This is a genomic window from Rhodococcus baikonurensis, assembly GCF_040489275.1.
Taxonomy (GTDB): domain Bacteria; phylum Actinomycetota; class Actinomycetes; order Mycobacteriales; family Mycobacteriaceae; genus Rhodococcus_F; species Rhodococcus_F baikonurensis.
Window position 1 is genome coordinate 21,436 of the sequence record NZ_JBEUOQ010000020.1, and the last position, 14,734, is coordinate 36,169.

The 14,734-nt window shown below is 63.6% G+C and carries 15 protein-coding genes; 12 read left to right on the forward strand and 3 right to left on the reverse strand.

Translation table 11 applies throughout. The features are described from left to right. The first annotated feature begins 11 nt into the window (after positions 1-11). Complete coding sequence (locus ABWI03_RS29680) at positions 12-2,723, forward strand: DEAD/DEAH box helicase (RefSeq protein WP_298781941.1); 2,712 nt, start codon at positions 12-14, stop codon at positions 2,721-2,723. 52 nt (positions 2,724-2,775) lie between these two features. Then, positions 2,776-3,609, forward strand: a complete 834-nt coding sequence (locus ABWI03_RS29685) for a DUF4333 domain-containing protein (RefSeq protein ID WP_298781939.1) — start codon at positions 2,776-2,778, stop codon at positions 3,607-3,609. 4 nt (positions 3,610-3,613) lie between these two features. Here ABWI03_RS29685 and ABWI03_RS29690 read toward each other — a convergent pair whose 3' ends face one another. After that, on the reverse strand, positions 3,614-4,579 hold the full coding sequence (locus tag ABWI03_RS29690) for a 5'-3' exonuclease (protein WP_095970259.1): 966 nt from the start codon (positions 4,577-4,579) through the stop codon (positions 3,614-3,616). A 37-nt stretch (positions 4,580-4,616) separates the two neighbouring features. Between ABWI03_RS29690 and ABWI03_RS29695 the strand changes: the two genes are divergently transcribed. After that, a complete protein-coding gene (locus ABWI03_RS29695; RefSeq protein ID WP_166810156.1) occupies positions 4,617-5,753 on the forward strand; it encodes a M24 family metallopeptidase in 1,137 nt (378 codons plus the stop codon). On the opposite strand, the gene ABWI03_RS29700 is transcribed toward ABWI03_RS29695, so the two are convergent. Then, a complete protein-coding gene (locus tag ABWI03_RS29700; protein ID WP_298781933.1) occupies positions 5,754-6,179 on the reverse strand; it encodes a PPOX class F420-dependent oxidoreductase in 426 nt (141 codons plus the stop codon). A gap of 3 nt (positions 6,180-6,182) precedes the next feature. Here ABWI03_RS29700 and dprE2 point away from each other — a divergent pair, with 3 nt between their 5' ends. From dprE2 to ABWI03_RS29740, 8 genes are all read left to right on the forward strand, one after another. After that, a complete protein-coding gene (gene dprE2, locus ABWI03_RS29705; RefSeq protein ID WP_435054168.1) occupies positions 6,183-6,971 on the forward strand; it encodes a decaprenylphospho-beta-D-erythro-pentofuranosid-2-ulose 2-reductase in 789 nt (262 codons plus the stop codon). Further along, a complete protein-coding gene (gene cbiE / locus ABWI03_RS29710; RefSeq protein ID WP_298781930.1) occupies positions 6,968-8,251 on the forward strand; it encodes a precorrin-6y C5,15-methyltransferase (decarboxylating) subunit CbiE in 1,284 nt (427 codons plus the stop codon). The genes dprE2 and cbiE overlap by 4 nt, the downstream gene beginning before the upstream one ends. Further along, entirely contained in the window at positions 8,248-8,997 is a 750-nt protein-coding gene (gene cobM / locus ABWI03_RS29715) for a precorrin-4 C(11)-methyltransferase (RefSeq protein WP_095970100.1), read from the forward strand. The genes cbiE and cobM overlap by 4 nt, the downstream gene beginning before the upstream one ends. Next, on the forward strand, positions 8,994-9,767 hold the full coding sequence (locus ABWI03_RS29720; RefSeq protein ID WP_298782030.1) for a cobalt-precorrin-6A reductase: 774 nt from the start codon (positions 8,994-8,996) through the stop codon (positions 9,765-9,767). Before cobM ends, ABWI03_RS29720 begins: the two co-directional genes overlap by 4 nt. 166 nt (positions 9,768-9,933) lie before the next feature. Then, positions 9,934-10,833, forward strand: a complete 900-nt coding sequence (locus tag ABWI03_RS29725) for a HAMP domain-containing protein (protein ID WP_234036699.1) — start codon at positions 9,934-9,936, stop codon at positions 10,831-10,833. 159 nt (positions 10,834-10,992) lie between these two features. Beyond that, positions 10,993-11,634 carry a ScbR family autoregulator-binding transcription factor gene (locus ABWI03_RS29730; protein WP_095970103.1) on the forward strand — a complete coding sequence of 214 codons (642 nt, stop codon included), beginning with the start codon at positions 10,993-10,995 and terminating at the stop codon, positions 11,632-11,634. Between the two features lie 10 nt (positions 11,635-11,644). After that, positions 11,645-12,004, forward strand: a complete 360-nt coding sequence (locus tag ABWI03_RS29735) for a VOC family protein (RefSeq protein WP_124568559.1) — start codon at positions 11,645-11,647, stop codon at positions 12,002-12,004. Further along, positions 12,004-12,519, forward strand: a complete 516-nt coding sequence (locus ABWI03_RS29740) for a DUF1990 domain-containing protein (protein ID WP_235169433.1) — start codon at positions 12,004-12,006, stop codon at positions 12,517-12,519. The genes ABWI03_RS29735 and ABWI03_RS29740 overlap by 1 nt, the downstream gene beginning before the upstream one ends. A 13-nt stretch (positions 12,520-12,532) precedes the next feature. Here ABWI03_RS29740 and ccsB read toward each other — a convergent pair whose 3' ends face one another. Next, on the reverse strand, positions 12,533-13,492 hold the full coding sequence (gene ccsB, locus ABWI03_RS29745; RefSeq protein ID WP_298781916.1) for a c-type cytochrome biogenesis protein CcsB: 960 nt from the start codon (positions 13,490-13,492) through the stop codon (positions 12,533-12,535). A gap of 274 nt (positions 13,493-13,766) precedes the next feature. On the opposite strand from ccsB, the gene ABWI03_RS29750 reads away from it, so the two are divergent. Next, positions 13,767-14,549 (forward strand): alpha/beta hydrolase family protein, encoded by a 783-nt coding sequence (locus ABWI03_RS29750; RefSeq protein ID WP_298781913.1) that lies wholly within the window; start codon positions 13,767-13,769, stop codon positions 14,547-14,549. The last annotated feature ends 185 nt before the right edge of the window (positions 14,550-14,734 follow it).

Below are 14,734 nucleotides of genomic sequence, written 5' to 3' on the forward strand. Positions count from 1 at the left end.
ACGAGGTGGTTATGAACAAGAGTGAACTGAGCACGTTCGCGTCCAGCCTGAAGTTCGAACTCGATCCGTTCCAGGTGAAGGCATGCGTTGCGCTCGAAGCGGGCCACGGAGTCCTTGTCTGCGCACCGACCGGCGCAGGCAAGACCGTGGTCGGCGAGTTCGCTGTCCACCTGGCTCTGGCAGCGGGACGCAAGTGCTTCTACACGACGCCGATCAAGGCGTTGAGCAATCAGAAGTACGCCGAACTCGTCGAGCGCTACGGCGCCAGCGAAGTCGGCCTGCTGACGGGTGATTCGAGTATCAACTCCGACGCACCGGTGGTCGTCATGACCACCGAAGTTCTGCGGAACATGCTTTACGCCAACTCGGAGGCGCTGCGCGGGCTTTCGCACGTCGTCATGGACGAGGTGCACTACCTGGCCGACCGATTCCGCGGGGCGGTGTGGGAGGAAGTGATCCTGCACCTGTCCGAGGATGTTCGCCTGGTGAGCTTGTCGGCCACTGTGAGCAATGCCGAAGAGTTCGGCGCCTGGATGGAGACCGTTCGCGGAGATACCACTGTGGTCGTGGACGAAACGCGGCCGATTCCGCTGTGGCAGCACATCATGGTCGGTCGACGAATTTTCGATCTCTTCGACAGCCGCAGTCACCCTGCCGCTGGGCCGAAGACCGTGCTCGTCGACCAGGATCTGGTTCGCCACGTCAAACAGCGTCAGGCTCTCGAACGCGTCGAGAGCTGGCAGCCGCGTGGCCGCGGACGCCGTGGCAGCTACCAGAGTTCCAATGATTTCCGGCCCCTGCCGCGACCTGACGTCATCGCTCAGCTCGATCAGTCCGGACTGCTACCGGCCATCACCTTCATCTTCAGCCGTGCCGGTTGTGATGCGGCTCTTTCACAGTGCCTACGGTCCCGGCTGGACCTGACTTCCCCGGAGCAGGTTCGCGAGATAGACACCATCATCGAAAAGCACACCGGCGAACTCCCCGAGGAAGATCTCGAAGTTCTCGGATATCGGGACTGGTGCAAGGCGTTGCGTCGCGGACTGGCCTCTCACCATGCCGGCATGCTGCCGGCATTCCGCCAGACAGTCGAAGAACTGTTCGTCAAAGGTCTCGTGCGGGCGGTTTTCGCGACCGAGACGTTGGCCCTCGGGATCAACATGCCGGCCCGAACGGTGGTGCTCGAACGGCTGGTCAAGTACAACGGCGAATCGCATGCCGAACTGACGCCGGGGGAATACACGCAGCTGACAGGTCGAGCCGGCCGACGCGGTATCGACGTCGAAGGGCACGCTGTGGTCCTGTGGCAGCCCGGTGTCGAGCCGACGGACGTCGCCGGACTGGCGTCGACTCGGACGTTCCCGCTCCGCAGCTCGTTCCGGCCTTCTTACAACATGTCGATCAATCTGGTCGAGCGCATGGGTGCGGCCGATTCACGCAAGCTGCTCGAGCGTTCGTTCGCGCAGTTCCAGGCCGATCGCTCCGTCGTCGGTCTCGTGCGTGGCATCGAGCGGAACGAAGAAGCACTGAAGGGTTTGCAGGAGAAACTCGGCGGTGCAGACGGCGAGTACTTCGAATACGCGTCGTTGCGTGAGCGGCTCGGTGCGCGCGAGCGTGCGCTCGAACGTAAGGGCCGCGAGGACCGCCGCGGAGATGCGGTGGAGTCCCTCCGCGCACTCGCCCGCGGCGACGTCATCGCAGTTCCCATCGGTCGTCATTCCGGAGTGGCTGTGGTCCTCGTCCCGGACAACGATCCGAAGGACCCACGACCGCTCGTTCTGACTGCCGATCAGTGGGCCGGCCGTCTTTCGTCGGGAGATTTCCCCGAAGCCGCCGAGGTCCTGGGGAAGATGCGCCTGCCCAAGCACGTCGATCACCACACCGCCCGGATCCGGCGCGATCTGGCTTCGGCGTTGCGAAGTACCGGGATCAGTGCGCCCAGGCGGAAGAAGCGCCACAAAGCGGGCGCGTCCGAGGACGCCGAGGTCGCTACTTTGCGTCGCGCGATTCGGTCGCATCCGTGCCACAGCTGGCCCGATCGCGAACATCTGAGCCGGATCGGTGAGCGCTACAACCGCCTGGCCCGCGAAACACAGGCGATGCGGGAAAAGGCTGCGGCCACCACCAACTCGCTGGCGCGGACGTTCGACCGAATCATCGCGCTACTCAAAGAGCGTGAGTACATGACTGCCGAAGCAGCCCCCGAAGTCACCGAATCCGGACGACGACTCAGCCGCATCTACTCGGAAAGCGACCTTCTGGTCGCCGAGTGCCTGCGAACCGGCGCGTGGACGGGTCTCAGCCCGGCCGAACTTGCGGCCGTCGTGTCCTCGGTGGTCTACGAATCGCGTCGGGACGGCGACACCGTTGACCGGGTGCCGACGGCGGCACTTCGTCACGCGCTCAACGACACTCAACGACTCTGGAGCGAACTGCGGTCGGACGAGATTCGCCACAAGCTACCGCCGACGCGGGAACCGGATCTCGGATTCGTCACTGCCGTTTATCACTGGGCGAGTGAGAACTCGCTTGTCGACGCGCTGATCGCGGCCGGAGTGCAGGGCCGTGCACTGTCTGCGGGTGATTTTGTTCGCTGGTGTCGTCAGGTGATCGACCTCCTCGATCAGGTCCGCCTGACTTCGACGGATGCCGACGTAGCGAAGACTGCGGCGCGGGCGGTAGCTGCAATTCGTCGCGGGGTAGTTGCTGTCGACGCAGCATGACCTCAACTATGTGGTTTGATTCGCAGACTGGTATTTCGAGTGGGAGGCGAACATGAGCGGGCCTTACGGACCGAACGATCCGAATCGGCAATGGGGTCCTGGTGATCAGCAGCAGCCGAACGAGCAGCAGTGGGGGCAGAATCCTCAGCAGCCGGGCGGTCAACAGCAGCCTGGTCAGCAGCCCGGCCAGCAACAGCCGTGGGGTCAGCCTGGTCAGACACCGCAGCCCGGTCAACAACCCGGCCAGCAACAGCCGTGGGGACAGCCTGCATACGGGCAGCCCGGGCAACCGGGTGGTCAGCCTGCGTACGGTCAGCCGCAGCAGCCTGGACAAGGACAACCCGGCCAGCCACAGCCGTGGGGACAGCCCCAGCAGCAGCCTCCCGGTCAGCCGTGGGGACAGCCCGGGCAACAGCAGGCACCTGACGCAACCCAGGCGTGGGGTCAGCCTCCTGCCGCCGCACCGCAGCAGGCGTGGGGCGCCGCGACTCCCGGCCAAACTCCGGGGCAGCAGAACCAGTGGAACCAGGCTCAGCCGTTCCCGAGTCCCGGTGCGCCCGGAAACCAGTCGGGTAAGTCGAAGAAGCCCCTGATCTTCGGTGCGATCGGTGTTCTCGTCGTTCTGGCGGCGGTCGTGGTAGCCCTGGTGTTCGGTGTCTTCGGCAAGAACACGCTCGATCAGAGCGCGGCTCAGGCCGGCGTCGAGAAGATCGTCACCGAGTCCTACGGGGCAAAGAACGTAAGCAACGTTCAGTGCCCCGCGGATCAGGAAGTCAAGTCAGGCAACAAGTTCACCTGCACGCTCTCGATCGCGGGCGTGAAGTCGAACGTGACCGTGACGTTTGTCGACGACAACGGCACATACGAGGTAAGCCGCCCGAGCTGACGCTCTACTGATCGGAACGGCTTGCCGCCGCAGCCTTCAGCGCGGCGGCAAGCCGGCCGGCCGAGCGTTCGATGTTCAGCGAGGCCGCCACTTCCTCGAATCGTGCGGGATCGACGGGGGTCGCCGGGAGTTGGTCGTCCTTCGAGAACTGCACGTCCGCGTCGCGAACCACCCGAACGACGGGTAACGCAGCGTCGAGGTAAGCCATTGCTTCCGGTGAAGTGAGTTTTGCGCGAATTCCCTTGGCCATGTCGGATTCCGGATCAGCCGCGGCCGCCCGAAGTCCGGCCAACGAGCCGTAGCGGAGCATCAGCGTCGACGCAGTCTTCTCACCGACACCTTTGATGCCGGGTAGACCGTCGGAGGCGTCTCCTCGCAGTACCGCGAGTTCGGCGTAGGCCTCACCCGCGCGGTCTCCGGGCACTCCGTACTTCTCGGCAACCTCGACCGGTCCGAACAGTTCTGCCTTGGACAGGCCACGGCCCACGTAGAGGACACGAACGGGCACGTACTCGTCGGTGACAACCTGCAGTAGATCGCGGTCACCACTGACGACGACGGTGAGATCTTCGCGCTCGGTGGCGGCAAGCGTGCCCAGCACGTCGTCGGCTTCGAGTCCGACAGCACCCGCCGTCGCGATACCCGCTGCTGCGAGTACGTCCATGATCATGTCGACTTGAGGTGTCAACGTGTCCGGAACTTCTTCGGAGGAACCGTCAGATCCTTCTTCGACGCGATGCGCTTTGTACGTCGGGACGGCGTCGACGCGGAACTGCGGTCGCCAATCCAAGTCGAGGCATACGGCGAGACGACTCGGCTGGTGTTTGGTGATCAGGGACGCCACCATGTCGGTGAAACCGCGCACCGCGTTGACAGGTCTTCCGTCGGGGTCGACGAATGACTCGGGCAGCGCGTAGAACGCACGAAACCACAGGCTGGCACCGTCGAGGAGAAGCAATGGCCCACTCATGGTCACCATCCTGCCAGTCGGCACTAACCTGTAAGCCATGACGTCTCCAGCCGAACAGGATTCCCGATTCTCCAGCGCCGTGTACGGCGCACGTATCGCTCGCGCCGCCGAGTTGGCTCGATCAGCAGGACTCGACGGTCTGGTGGTGACTCCCGGTCCGGATCTGCGGTACCTGACGGGTTCTCGGGCTGACTCGTTCGAGCGCTTGACCGCGTTGGTCATCGCTGCGGAGACCGCGAAGGCCTCCGTCGTACTTCCTCGGTTGGAGTTGGCGTCGTTGAAGGAATCGGCAGTGGGCGATCTCGGGTTGACCGTCCTCGACTGGGTCGACGGTGTTGATCCGTATGCCATTGTGGCGGCTCAACTCCCGGCCGGCGCCAAGGTTGCAGTGACGGACGCGATGCCCGCGCTGCATTTGATCCCCCTGGCAGACACGTTGGGTGCGTTGCCGATTCTCGCCACCGGCGTCTTGCGCGAATTGCGGATGGTCAAGGACGACGCCGAGATCGAGGCGCTGCGACGGGCCGGTGCGGCGATCGACCGTGTTCACGCCCGCATGGCCGAGTTCTTGATCGTCGGTCGTACGGAAGCCGAAGTGGGCGAAGCGATTTCGGCGGCGATTCTCGAAGAAGGGCACACCGAGGCTGCGTTTGTGATCGTCGGATCGGGCCCACACGGAGCCGACCCGCACCACGAGGTCTCGGACCGGGTGATCGAGAGCGGCGATGTCGTGGTGATCGACATCGGCGGACCGGTCGAGCCCGGATACAACTCGGACTCCACCCGCACGTACAGCATGGGACAGCCGTCGGCGGAGGTTGCAGCACAGTTCGCGGTACTCGAGGCGGCGCAACAGGCTGCTGTCGATTCGGTGCGGCCAGGTGTATCCGCAGAATCGGTGGACGTTGCCGCCCGTGAAGTTCTTGCCGCACAGGGCCTTGCGGAGGTGTTCGTTCACCGCACCGGCCACGGTATCGGGCTGTCCGTGCACGAGGAGCCGTACATCGTCGAGGGCAACACCATCGAACTCGTCGAAGGTATGGCCTTCAGTATCGAACCGGGAATCTACTTCCGCGGAAATTGGGGCGCCCGTATCGAGGACATCGTCGTCGTGACCGCGGACGGTTGCGAGTCGTTCAACAACCGTCCGCACGGACTGACTGTCCTCGACTGATCAGCTTTCCTTGAACGCCGCGGACCCGAGTATGCGTGTGACGTCGATTTCGATGACCACGCGCGCGGGGTTGACCCGTGGCTGGCGGTACCGCTCGGCATAGCGCCGGACGGCGTCGGCCACGGAGTCCGCGTCGGTGAGCACGCGTGCCGGCCCCTCGAGCGTGAGCCAGCGGCCGCCGTCGACCGAACTGACTGCGGCGTATCCACCGCGCGCTGCGTTGATCGCCTTCTGCGAACCACCGCTGGTGATCACGCGCGCCTTTCCGGCTTCCTGGTCCCAGGTGAATCCGACGGCCACGACGTGTGGGGTGCCGTTCGGACGCAAAGTCGTGAGTGTCGCGAGGTGGTACTCACCGACGAACTTCAGCCCGTCTTCGGTGAGAGTCTGCCGTGACGATGGTGTGGTGGAGGGGGTGAGCGTCATGCCATGACGGTAATCCAGGACACTGGAGCGGTGACTGCGGGTGCGAACGTGAATGACGTCGAGACGGTACTGCTCCTCGGCGGACGAAGTGAGATCGGCCTCGAGATCGCGGTCAGGCTCGCGCCGGGCCGCAACATCGTTCTGGCTGCCAGGCGCAGCGGCGAGCTGTCGGAGCAGGAGCAGATACTCAGGAACGCCGGAGCGGTCGGCGTCTCCACCGTCGAGTTCGATGCCGACGCCGTGGACACGCACGGAGACCTCCTCGACACCGTGGTCGCCAAGCACGGTCGGATTTCGGTTGCAGTGCTGGCCTTCGGAATTCTCGGCGATCAGGCGCGTGCCGAAACCGACGCGGCGCACGCGGTCGCGGTGGTGCACACCGACTACGTGGCTCAGATCAGTATCCTCACGCACCTCGCGGAGATCATGCGCCGACAGGGAACCGGCAAGATCGTGGTGTTCTCGTCAGTCGCCGGCGTTCGGGTTCGCCGCGCCAACTACGTCTACGGAAGCGCAAAGGCCGGCTTGGATGGATTTGCCAGCGGTCTGGGCGACGCACTGCACGGTTCGGGCGTCCAATTGATGCTGGTACGGCCGGGATTCGTCGTCGGCACGATGACGGAAGGGATGTCGCCCGCCCCGATGTCGAGCACCCCGTCGCAGGTCGCCGACGCCGTCGTACGGGGACTGAACTCCGGGGCGACGCGTGTGTGGGTACCGCGAATCCTGCAGCCGGTGTTCTTCGTCATGCGGCTTCTGCCTCAGACGATCTGGCGCCGGATGCCGCGATGACCGCACACCCGGTGGTGATCGTCGGCATCGGTGCCGACGGCTGGGACGGGCTGTCCGAAAGTGCAAAGGGCGCAATCCTCGGCGCGGAGGTCCTGATGGGGTCGTCGCGACAGTTGGACTTGGTCCCGGCGACACACCTCGGGGCGCGACGTGCGCCCACCCGGCTGACCTGGCCGACTCCGATGATCCCGGCGTTGCCGTCGATGTTCGCCGAGAGCGCCGATCGGCGAGTATGTGTACTCGCGAGCGGTGACCCGATGTTCCACGGCCTCGGCGTCACGTTGGTTCGGCTGCTCGGCGTGGACAACGTGCGAGTGATCTCCCACCCGTCGTCGGTGGCATTGGCGAGCGCGCGAATGGGATGGGCGTCGGCCGACATCGAAGTCGTGAGCCTGGTGAACCGAGACTCGGCGACCGTGTTGGCGGCAGTGGCCGACGGTGCGCGCCTGCTGGTTTTGAGCAACGGCCGCGCGACACCGGGGGAGGTGGCTCGTCTCTTGTCCGGCGCGGGATTCGGTCGATCGATCCTGACTGTGCTGGCCCAGCTGGGTGGGGCCGAGGAATCGCGGACCGTCACGGTTGCGGACGAGTGGGATCACGCGGACGAGGACGTGGACGCGTTGAACGTTCTGGCCGTCGAGTGCATCGCGGCCGATGATCCGTTGAGGCTGACTCGAATCCCGGGACTACCCGATGCAGCGTTTGTCGGAGACGGTCAGATGACCAAACAGGAGATTCGTGCGCTGACGTTGTGCGCACTCGCGCCGGCGCCGGGAGAACACCTCTGGGACGTCGGCGGCGGGTCGGGAACTGTGGCCATCGAGTGGATGAGAACCCACCCGCGTTGCACCGCAACAGCATTCGAAAAGGTTGCGAGCCGTGTTTCACAGATCGGCACCAATGCGCGCAATCTCGGCGTGCCTGCGTTGGCGGTGAAAGGAACCGCACCCGAGGCGTTCGCGAACGAGGCTCGTCGTCCTGACGCGGTGTTCGTCGGCGGCGGCGTCACGCAACCGGGAATGCTCGATGCGTGCTGGGAGCAGCTGAGCGTGGGTGGACGTCTTGTCGCCAACGCCGTGACCGCCGAATCCGAATCGTTGCTGCTCGGCTGGATGGGCCGACATGGAGGGACGCTGCGACGCTTCCAGGTTCAGCGCGCCGAGCCACTGGGCACGTTCAACGTTTGGCGCCCGCAACTTCCGGTGGTCCAATGGTCCGTCACAAAAAGTCAGCCGTCTGCAGACGCGGACACCGATACGCCGGAGGAATCCTCACAATGACCGTTCATTTCATCGGTGCGGGTCCCGGTGCGGCCGATCTGATCACTGTCCGCGCGCAGCGCATCATCGCCGCGAGCCCCGTGTGCCTGTACGCCGGCAGCCTTGTTCCGGCGGAATTGCTCGAGTGGTGCCCGGTCGGCGCACAGGTCGTGGATACCGCTCGCCTGAGCCTGGACGAGATCACCGCGATCCTTGTCGAAGCGCACTCGGCCGGGCTGGACGTCGCGCGCCTGCATTCCGGTGATCCGTCGATCTTCAGCGCTGTGGCCGAGCAGGCCCGCCGTCTGGACGCCGCGGGCGTCGATTTCGACATGGTTCCCGGAGTTCCTGCATTTACCGCGGCAGCAGCCGCGCTGGGGCGCGAGCTGACCGTTCCAGGCGTCTCCCAGACCATTGTTCTCACCCGTGTCTCCACCTTGTCGACGGCAATGCCGGAGGGTGAGGATCTGCGGTCCCTGGGCCGCAGCGGCGCCACGATGGTGGTTCATCTCGGCGCTCATCGCATCGAACAGATCGCATCCGAGTTGGCCGAAAATTACGGCGAAGACTGCCCCGTGGCGGTGGTCGCCTTTGCCTCACGGCCCGAGGAGATCGTTGTTCGAGGCACTTTGAACACGATCGTCGAACTTGTCCATGCAGCCGGCATCACGAAGACGGCCGTTGTGATCGTCGGCCGAGTGTTGACTGCGGAGGGATTTCCGGACAGCTACCTCTACTCGGCAGCGCGTGAGAGAAGCACACACTGACCTCGTCAGTTGTCCGTCGTCGCGTACTCCTACTCGGAGGCACGGGCGAAGGCCGAGTGATCGCGTCTCGGTTGGCAGGTTCAGCAGACCTCGAAGTTGTCACCTCACTGGCCGGCCGGGTTCGCGATCCTCGGTGGCCCGAGGGGGAAGTGCGCATCGGCGGGTTCGGGGGGGCGGAAGGGCTCTCGGAGTGGTTGTCGGACAACGACATTCGTGCAGTGCTCGACGCCACGCATCCGTTCGCCGCTCGCATCACCAAGAATGCATTCGAGGCGTGCGTCGCGAATTCCGTGCCGTATGCCATGTACCGACGCCCGCCGTGGCGTGAGCAACCCGGCGACACCTGGCTTCCGGTACGCGATCTCGATCACGCCGCAGACTTGGTGCCGAGGGTCGGCTCCCACGCATTCTTGACGATCGGGAGGCAAGGAGTTGCGGCGTTCGACCGTGTGAAGGACGTCTCGTTTCTCGTGCGCTCGATCGATCCGCCGTCCGGGACGTTGCCGCCTCACTCGCAATTGCTACTCGCACGTGGCCCATTCGACGTCGAAGCAGAAGTCGATCTGATGCGGGCTCACGGCATCGACGTCGTGATCACCAAGAACAGTGGCGGCGAACAGACGTACGCAAAGATCGCTGCGGCCAGGCAGCTGTCGATCCCGGTGATCGTCGTCGAGCGACCACCGGCCCCCGAGGCGGTCGAGGCATTCGACACCGAAGCCGGGGCCGTGGACTGGCTCACGGCTTTCGGTCGTGGAACGGCGCCGTGAGGCCGACAGGGCGTTCGCTTCAGGTTCGTCTAAGGTTCCGTGACCATACTGGAGGGATGTTGGGATCTTTCGACGCCGCACTGCGGGACCGCGCATGAGAGTGTCGGTTCCCGGAATGAGCCGTCGAAAACCAACGGGAATTCACGTTCGGACGCTCCATGCACGCGTGAAGTTGCTGACTGCAGGCCTGGTGGCTATCGCAGTGATCGTGTCGGCGTCGGCGGTGTACATCGTGTTCAACGCCTATTTGCAAGGCAACGTCGATCGGCAACTCGAGCGCACGAGTGACGCGATCACCGACACCGTCAATTTCGGCGGTGTCACACCGGTTCTGGGATTGACGGCCGGCGCGGATACCGCGGTCATCCAGGCGGTGGGGCTTCTCACTGCCGACGGCGCCTTGGTGACGGCGACACCCGGTCTGCCGCCGTTCAGCACCAGTGCAGACGCCATCAGGTCGATCGCAGACGGCAATTCGTCGCAGACGATCGCAACCGTCGATGCGTATCGAATTCTTGTCGAACCCTCGGTTGCGGGCCAAACTTTGGTTGTCGCCCAGTCCCTGGGGCCGACGCGTTCGGTCCTCAAGCGACTCGCAGTGGTGTTGGCGGCTCTCGGGGCGGCCGGTATCGCCCTTGCCTACGCGGCCGGAGATGCTGTGGCACGCACAGGATTACGGCCGATTTCGCGACTCACTGCGGCGACGCGGCGAGTTGCCGAAACGGATGATCTCGCGCCGATCCCTGTGACCGGTGACGACGAGTTGGCGTCGTTGACAGTCAGTTTCAATCGGATGCTCGGGACGTTGTCGGAATCGCGAGCGCGCCAGCGAAGTCTCATCACCGAAGCGGGCCAGGACCTTCTGGCTCCGCTCACTGCACTGCGTACCAATATCGAGTTGTTGATGTCCTTCGATACCAAGTCCGGGGCGATTTCCGAGGCAGATGCCGCGCAGTTGCGTGAGGAAATCACGGACCAGATGATGGAATTGACGCTCCTCGTCGGAGAGTTGGTAGATCGTGCGCGGGTTGACGAAAGCACGTTGGGGAGAGGAGATTCCCTCTAAATCGGACGTCTGACCAGCGACTTTGTTGCATTCGTAATTGAAGCAATGGAAGGAGCGCTGGTAATGTGGGGCAATTGTGAAGTTTTTGGGTATAGCTGAAGTGTGGCGCGAACCGTGGGGTTTGCTGGGCGGGGGCCTTGGGAGGACGAGAGGGATTCAGTGGTCAAGCAAGCACGCGCCGAGCTGACTCGGCAGCAAATCGTTGCCGGCGCGGCCGCGCAGTTCGAGAAGACTGGTTACGGCAGCACCAGCATGGCCGACATAGTCTCGGGGGCCGGTACTACCAAGGGCGCGTTGTACTTCCATTTCGCGTCGAAGGACGAGCTCGCCCAATTCATCATTGCCGAACAGCATCGGCTCTCGATCGAATCGGTGCAGGCGATTTCCGCGACGGGTAAGGACCCGTTGGAACAGATGATCATGCTCACGCACGAAATGGCACGCCAGATTGTCGACGAGCCGATCGTTCGCGCGGGCATTCGCCTCACGTTGGAATTGAGCACGTACGAGGGGCCGGTGGAACCGTACGCCGAATGGATCTCGGCAATCACCGATCTCACCGCCAGAGCTCAGGCGAAAGGTGAAATCCGAAAATCGGTCAGCGCAGAATCGTTCGGCAGGTTCATGCCCTCGGCATTCACCGGGGTACAGCTGGTTTCGAACGTTCTCACCCGACGCTCGGATCTTCCGGATCGTGTCGACGAGATGTGGCAGATCCTGCTTCCAGGAATCGTCAGCGACGAACTTTCCGGTGACATCGAACGGCTCGTCAAGTCGCGGTGGACTCCGGCGGCGGCGTAACCTGCGGGACATGGCCGTCACGCGGATAGTTTCGGATCTGTCGAGTAGTTCGCTCGAGGCCGCGCAGCGCTTCTACACCGAAGTGCTGGGCCTCGAAGTTGTCATGGATCACGGGTGGATCGTGACGTTGGCTTCGCCGACGGATCCGTCCTTGCAGATCAGCGTCATGACGCACGACGCTCATGCGCCCGTGGTTCCCGACGTCTCCGTCGAGGTGGACGATCTCGACGCAGCGTACGAGGCCGCGGTGCAGCGCGGCGACACCATCGTTTATCCCGTCACGGAGGAGCCGTGGGGTGTGCGCAGGTTCTTCGCTGCCGACCCCGACGGTCACGTGATCAACATCCTCAGCCACCGACGCGAGCCGTGATGGCGTCCGGCCCGGGCGGGCTGACGTACCTCGAGGTGGGCGCAACGTCCGGCGTTCTCCCCGCCGGCTATCACCACGTTCACGAGAGCGCGACTGTCGGATCCGGACGTGAGGATTTCGAGGTTGCCGCTCGTACCGTCCTGAATTGGGGAATGCACCGCGGAGCCGGTCTGACCGTCCGTACGGCGGACCCGACCGCCATGGCGGGTCACGATGCGACCTTCGGACTCGGTCCGGTGACTATCCCAGTTCGGATCGTCTACGTCGTCGACGAACCCAATCGCAAGGGCTTCGCATACGGAACCCGCGCCGGCCACCCCGAATGTGGGGAGGAGCTGTTTGTCGTCCAGTTCGACGAGACCAGTACAGCGGTTCGCATCGAGATCATCGCGTTCTCCAAGCCGGGAACGTGGTGGGTGCGTCTCGGCGCTCCGATCGGACATCGAGTGCAAGCGTTTGTCACGCGCCGCTACATCCGCGCCGTCCGCGAGAGCGTCGACCGATCGCGGGTATGACCCGTTGTCGGTGTCAATTCAACCCAGCGTACGAATGCAATCCCGACACGACGTAGTTGATTGCAAACATATTGAAGAGCATTGTTGCGAGTGCAGCGACATTGATCCATGCTGCACGCATGTTCTTGAACCCGGCGGTGGCGCGCGCATGGAGGTACGCGGCATAGAGGACCCAGGAGATGAACGAGACCGTCTCCTTGGGATCCCAGCCCCAGAAACGTCCCCACGCGGCTTCCGCCCAGATTGCCCCGCAGATCACGCCGATGCTGAACAGCGGGAACCCGACGATCGTTGTTCGGTAAGCCACGCGGTCAAGCAATTCGGATGACGGCAGCCTGGCCGCAATCCAACGCAACGCGGGATTCTTCGCCTGCGGACCTACTTCGGCAATAATGAAAAGCGCGCTGACCGCACTTGCGAACGTAAGGATGCCGGAGGCGGCAACGATGATCGTGACATGTACGCCGATCCAGTACGAACGAAGAGCGGGAACGACAGGCGCTGCCTCCGCGTACATGCTTGCAGCAGCGACGAACAGAAGCACGACGGTGGGGGCCAGAACGAAGATGGTCAACGAGCGAATCGGGTACCGCCGCAGGATGACCAGCCAGCATGCCACCAATGCCGCGCTGAGAAAGAGCGCGTACTCATAGAGATTTCCGAGAGGCCATCGGTGCGTCGAGATGCCGCGAAGTGCAAGCGCGGTGACGTTGAGAACCAGGGCGACGACGGTGAGAGACACGGCAGCGCGACCCGCACGATGCGCACGGGTTCGATTCGGCGGCAAAGCGATCCGACCGGGCAATGCTGGATTCGATGCGCTTCCGACACATACGAGTGCCGGTCGCACTGCGGTCGAGAGGGGTGTGTTGGAGAAGTCGACAACGGAAAGAACCAGGGCGAGAACGTAAATCGCGAAAGACGACGCGAAAGCGTAGTCGCTGTACTGCGCGAGAACTGGATCGACCGACATTCGACTCCCCATAACGACCGGTTGGTTGTCATTTGGAATCTACTACACATGATCGTAGAAGTGGCTGAGCCGTCTGTCGGATCAGCGGGCGAGAAATTGATTGGACGAGGTCCGGTTCGGATTGATAGCTTGTGCGAGACCGTGACAACACGCCAGGAGGTGAGACCCATGAACGCAGTAACCATGTGGGTGCTCCCACTCGTGTTCACGGATCGGCGATTGACGTAGGTGTCGCCGGGAGCGCCTCGACTAGGCAATCCCGAAAGGTAGCACCATGCAATCTCATTCTCAGACCATCGAATTCACTTCCGAGACAACATCGAACGGTGTCGTCGAACGGCATTTCGTTGTAGACGACATCACCGGTGTCCTCTGGTCACCCGCATCCGGATCCGTCGGATCACCACTTCTGCTGTCCGGGCACTCCGGCGGCATGCACAAGAAAGCACCGGGACTGGTTGCGAGCGCGCTCCACAGCGTGAGCTCCCACGGGTTCACGGTCGCTGCGATCGATGCGCCCGGACATGGCGACCGGCCGCGGAACGCCCAGAACGACCAGTGGGTCGAGGCGATCCACCAGGCCCGGGCGGCCCACGAGCCGATCGCCCCGATCGTCGTCGAGTACAACCGATCGTTGGCGGAGCGTGCAGTGCCGGAATGGCAGGCGACCATCGACGCGCTGCAAACGCTGCCCGACGTCGACGCCGACGCTCCGATCGGCTTCGGCGGCGTGTCGCTAGGAGTCGTGACCGGGCTGATGTTGGCCCCGGTCGAGTCCAGGATCGCTGCCGTGAGCTTCGGGGGAGTCTTTGTGGACGACTCCCTCGTCGAGGCGGCACGAAAGCTCGCCGTCCCGGTCGAGTACCGGATCCCTTGGGACGACAAGGATTACGACCGCACGGCAGGAGTGGTGTTGTTCGATGCCTTCGGTTCGAAGGAGAAGACGCTGCACGCTTATTCAGGCAGGCACTATCCGGTGCCCGACTACGAGCGCGACAGTTCGGCTCGGTTCTTCGCTCGCCACCTCGGCGGGAGCGGTGGCGCTCCTGTGAGCTGACGTGAACACGTATCGGCGTCCGGCCTGGGTCGGACGTCGATACGTTGTCGACCAATGGTGCGCGCCAGTTCGGACCCCACGACGCGCTGACCAACTGGGAGAGAACTGGCCAAATCAGCGAGGCCGCAGCAGATCACCGCCGCGGTCAGTTATCGATGAACTTACGCAACTTCGCATTCCCGCAG

Bases quoted from the DNA above. Each gene is read 5' to 3' on its own strand.
- ABWI03_RS29750 (WP_298781913.1), top strand. From the start codon at position 13,767: ATGCAATCTCATTCTCAGACCATCGAATTCACTTCCGAGACAACATCG.
- ABWI03_RS29700 (WP_298781933.1), bottom strand. From the start codon at position 6,179: ATGACGCTCACCCCCTCCACCACACCATCGTCACGGCAGACTCTCACC.
- cbiE (WP_298781930.1), top strand. From the start codon at position 6,968: ATGACCGCACACCCGGTGGTGATCGTCGGCATCGGTGCCGACGGCTGG.
- ABWI03_RS29690 (WP_095970259.1), bottom strand. From the start codon at position 4,579: ATGAGTGGGCCATTGCTTCTCCTCGACGGTGCCAGCCTGTGGTTTCGT.
- ABWI03_RS29735 (WP_124568559.1), top strand. From the start codon at position 11,645: ATGGCCGTCACGCGGATAGTTTCGGATCTGTCGAGTAGTTCGCTCGAG.
- ABWI03_RS29685 (WP_298781939.1), top strand. From the start codon at position 2,776: ATGAGCGGGCCTTACGGACCGAACGATCCGAATCGGCAATGGGGTCCT.
- ABWI03_RS29680 (WP_298781941.1), top strand. From the start codon at position 12: ATGAACAAGAGTGAACTGAGCACGTTCGCGTCCAGCCTGAAGTTCGAA.
- ABWI03_RS29740 (WP_235169433.1), top strand. From the start codon at position 12,004: ATGGCGTCCGGCCCGGGCGGGCTGACGTACCTCGAGGTGGGCGCAACG.
- dprE2 (WP_435054168.1), top strand. From the start codon at position 6,183: ATGACGGTAATCCAGGACACTGGAGCGGTGACTGCGGGTGCGAACGTG.
- ccsB (WP_298781916.1), bottom strand. From the start codon at position 13,492: ATGTCGGTCGATCCAGTTCTCGCGCAGTACAGCGACTACGCTTTCGCG.
- ABWI03_RS29695 (WP_166810156.1), top strand. From the start codon at position 4,617: ATGACGTCTCCAGCCGAACAGGATTCCCGATTCTCCAGCGCCGTGTAC.
- cobM (WP_095970100.1), top strand. From the start codon at position 8,248: ATGACCGTTCATTTCATCGGTGCGGGTCCCGGTGCGGCCGATCTGATC.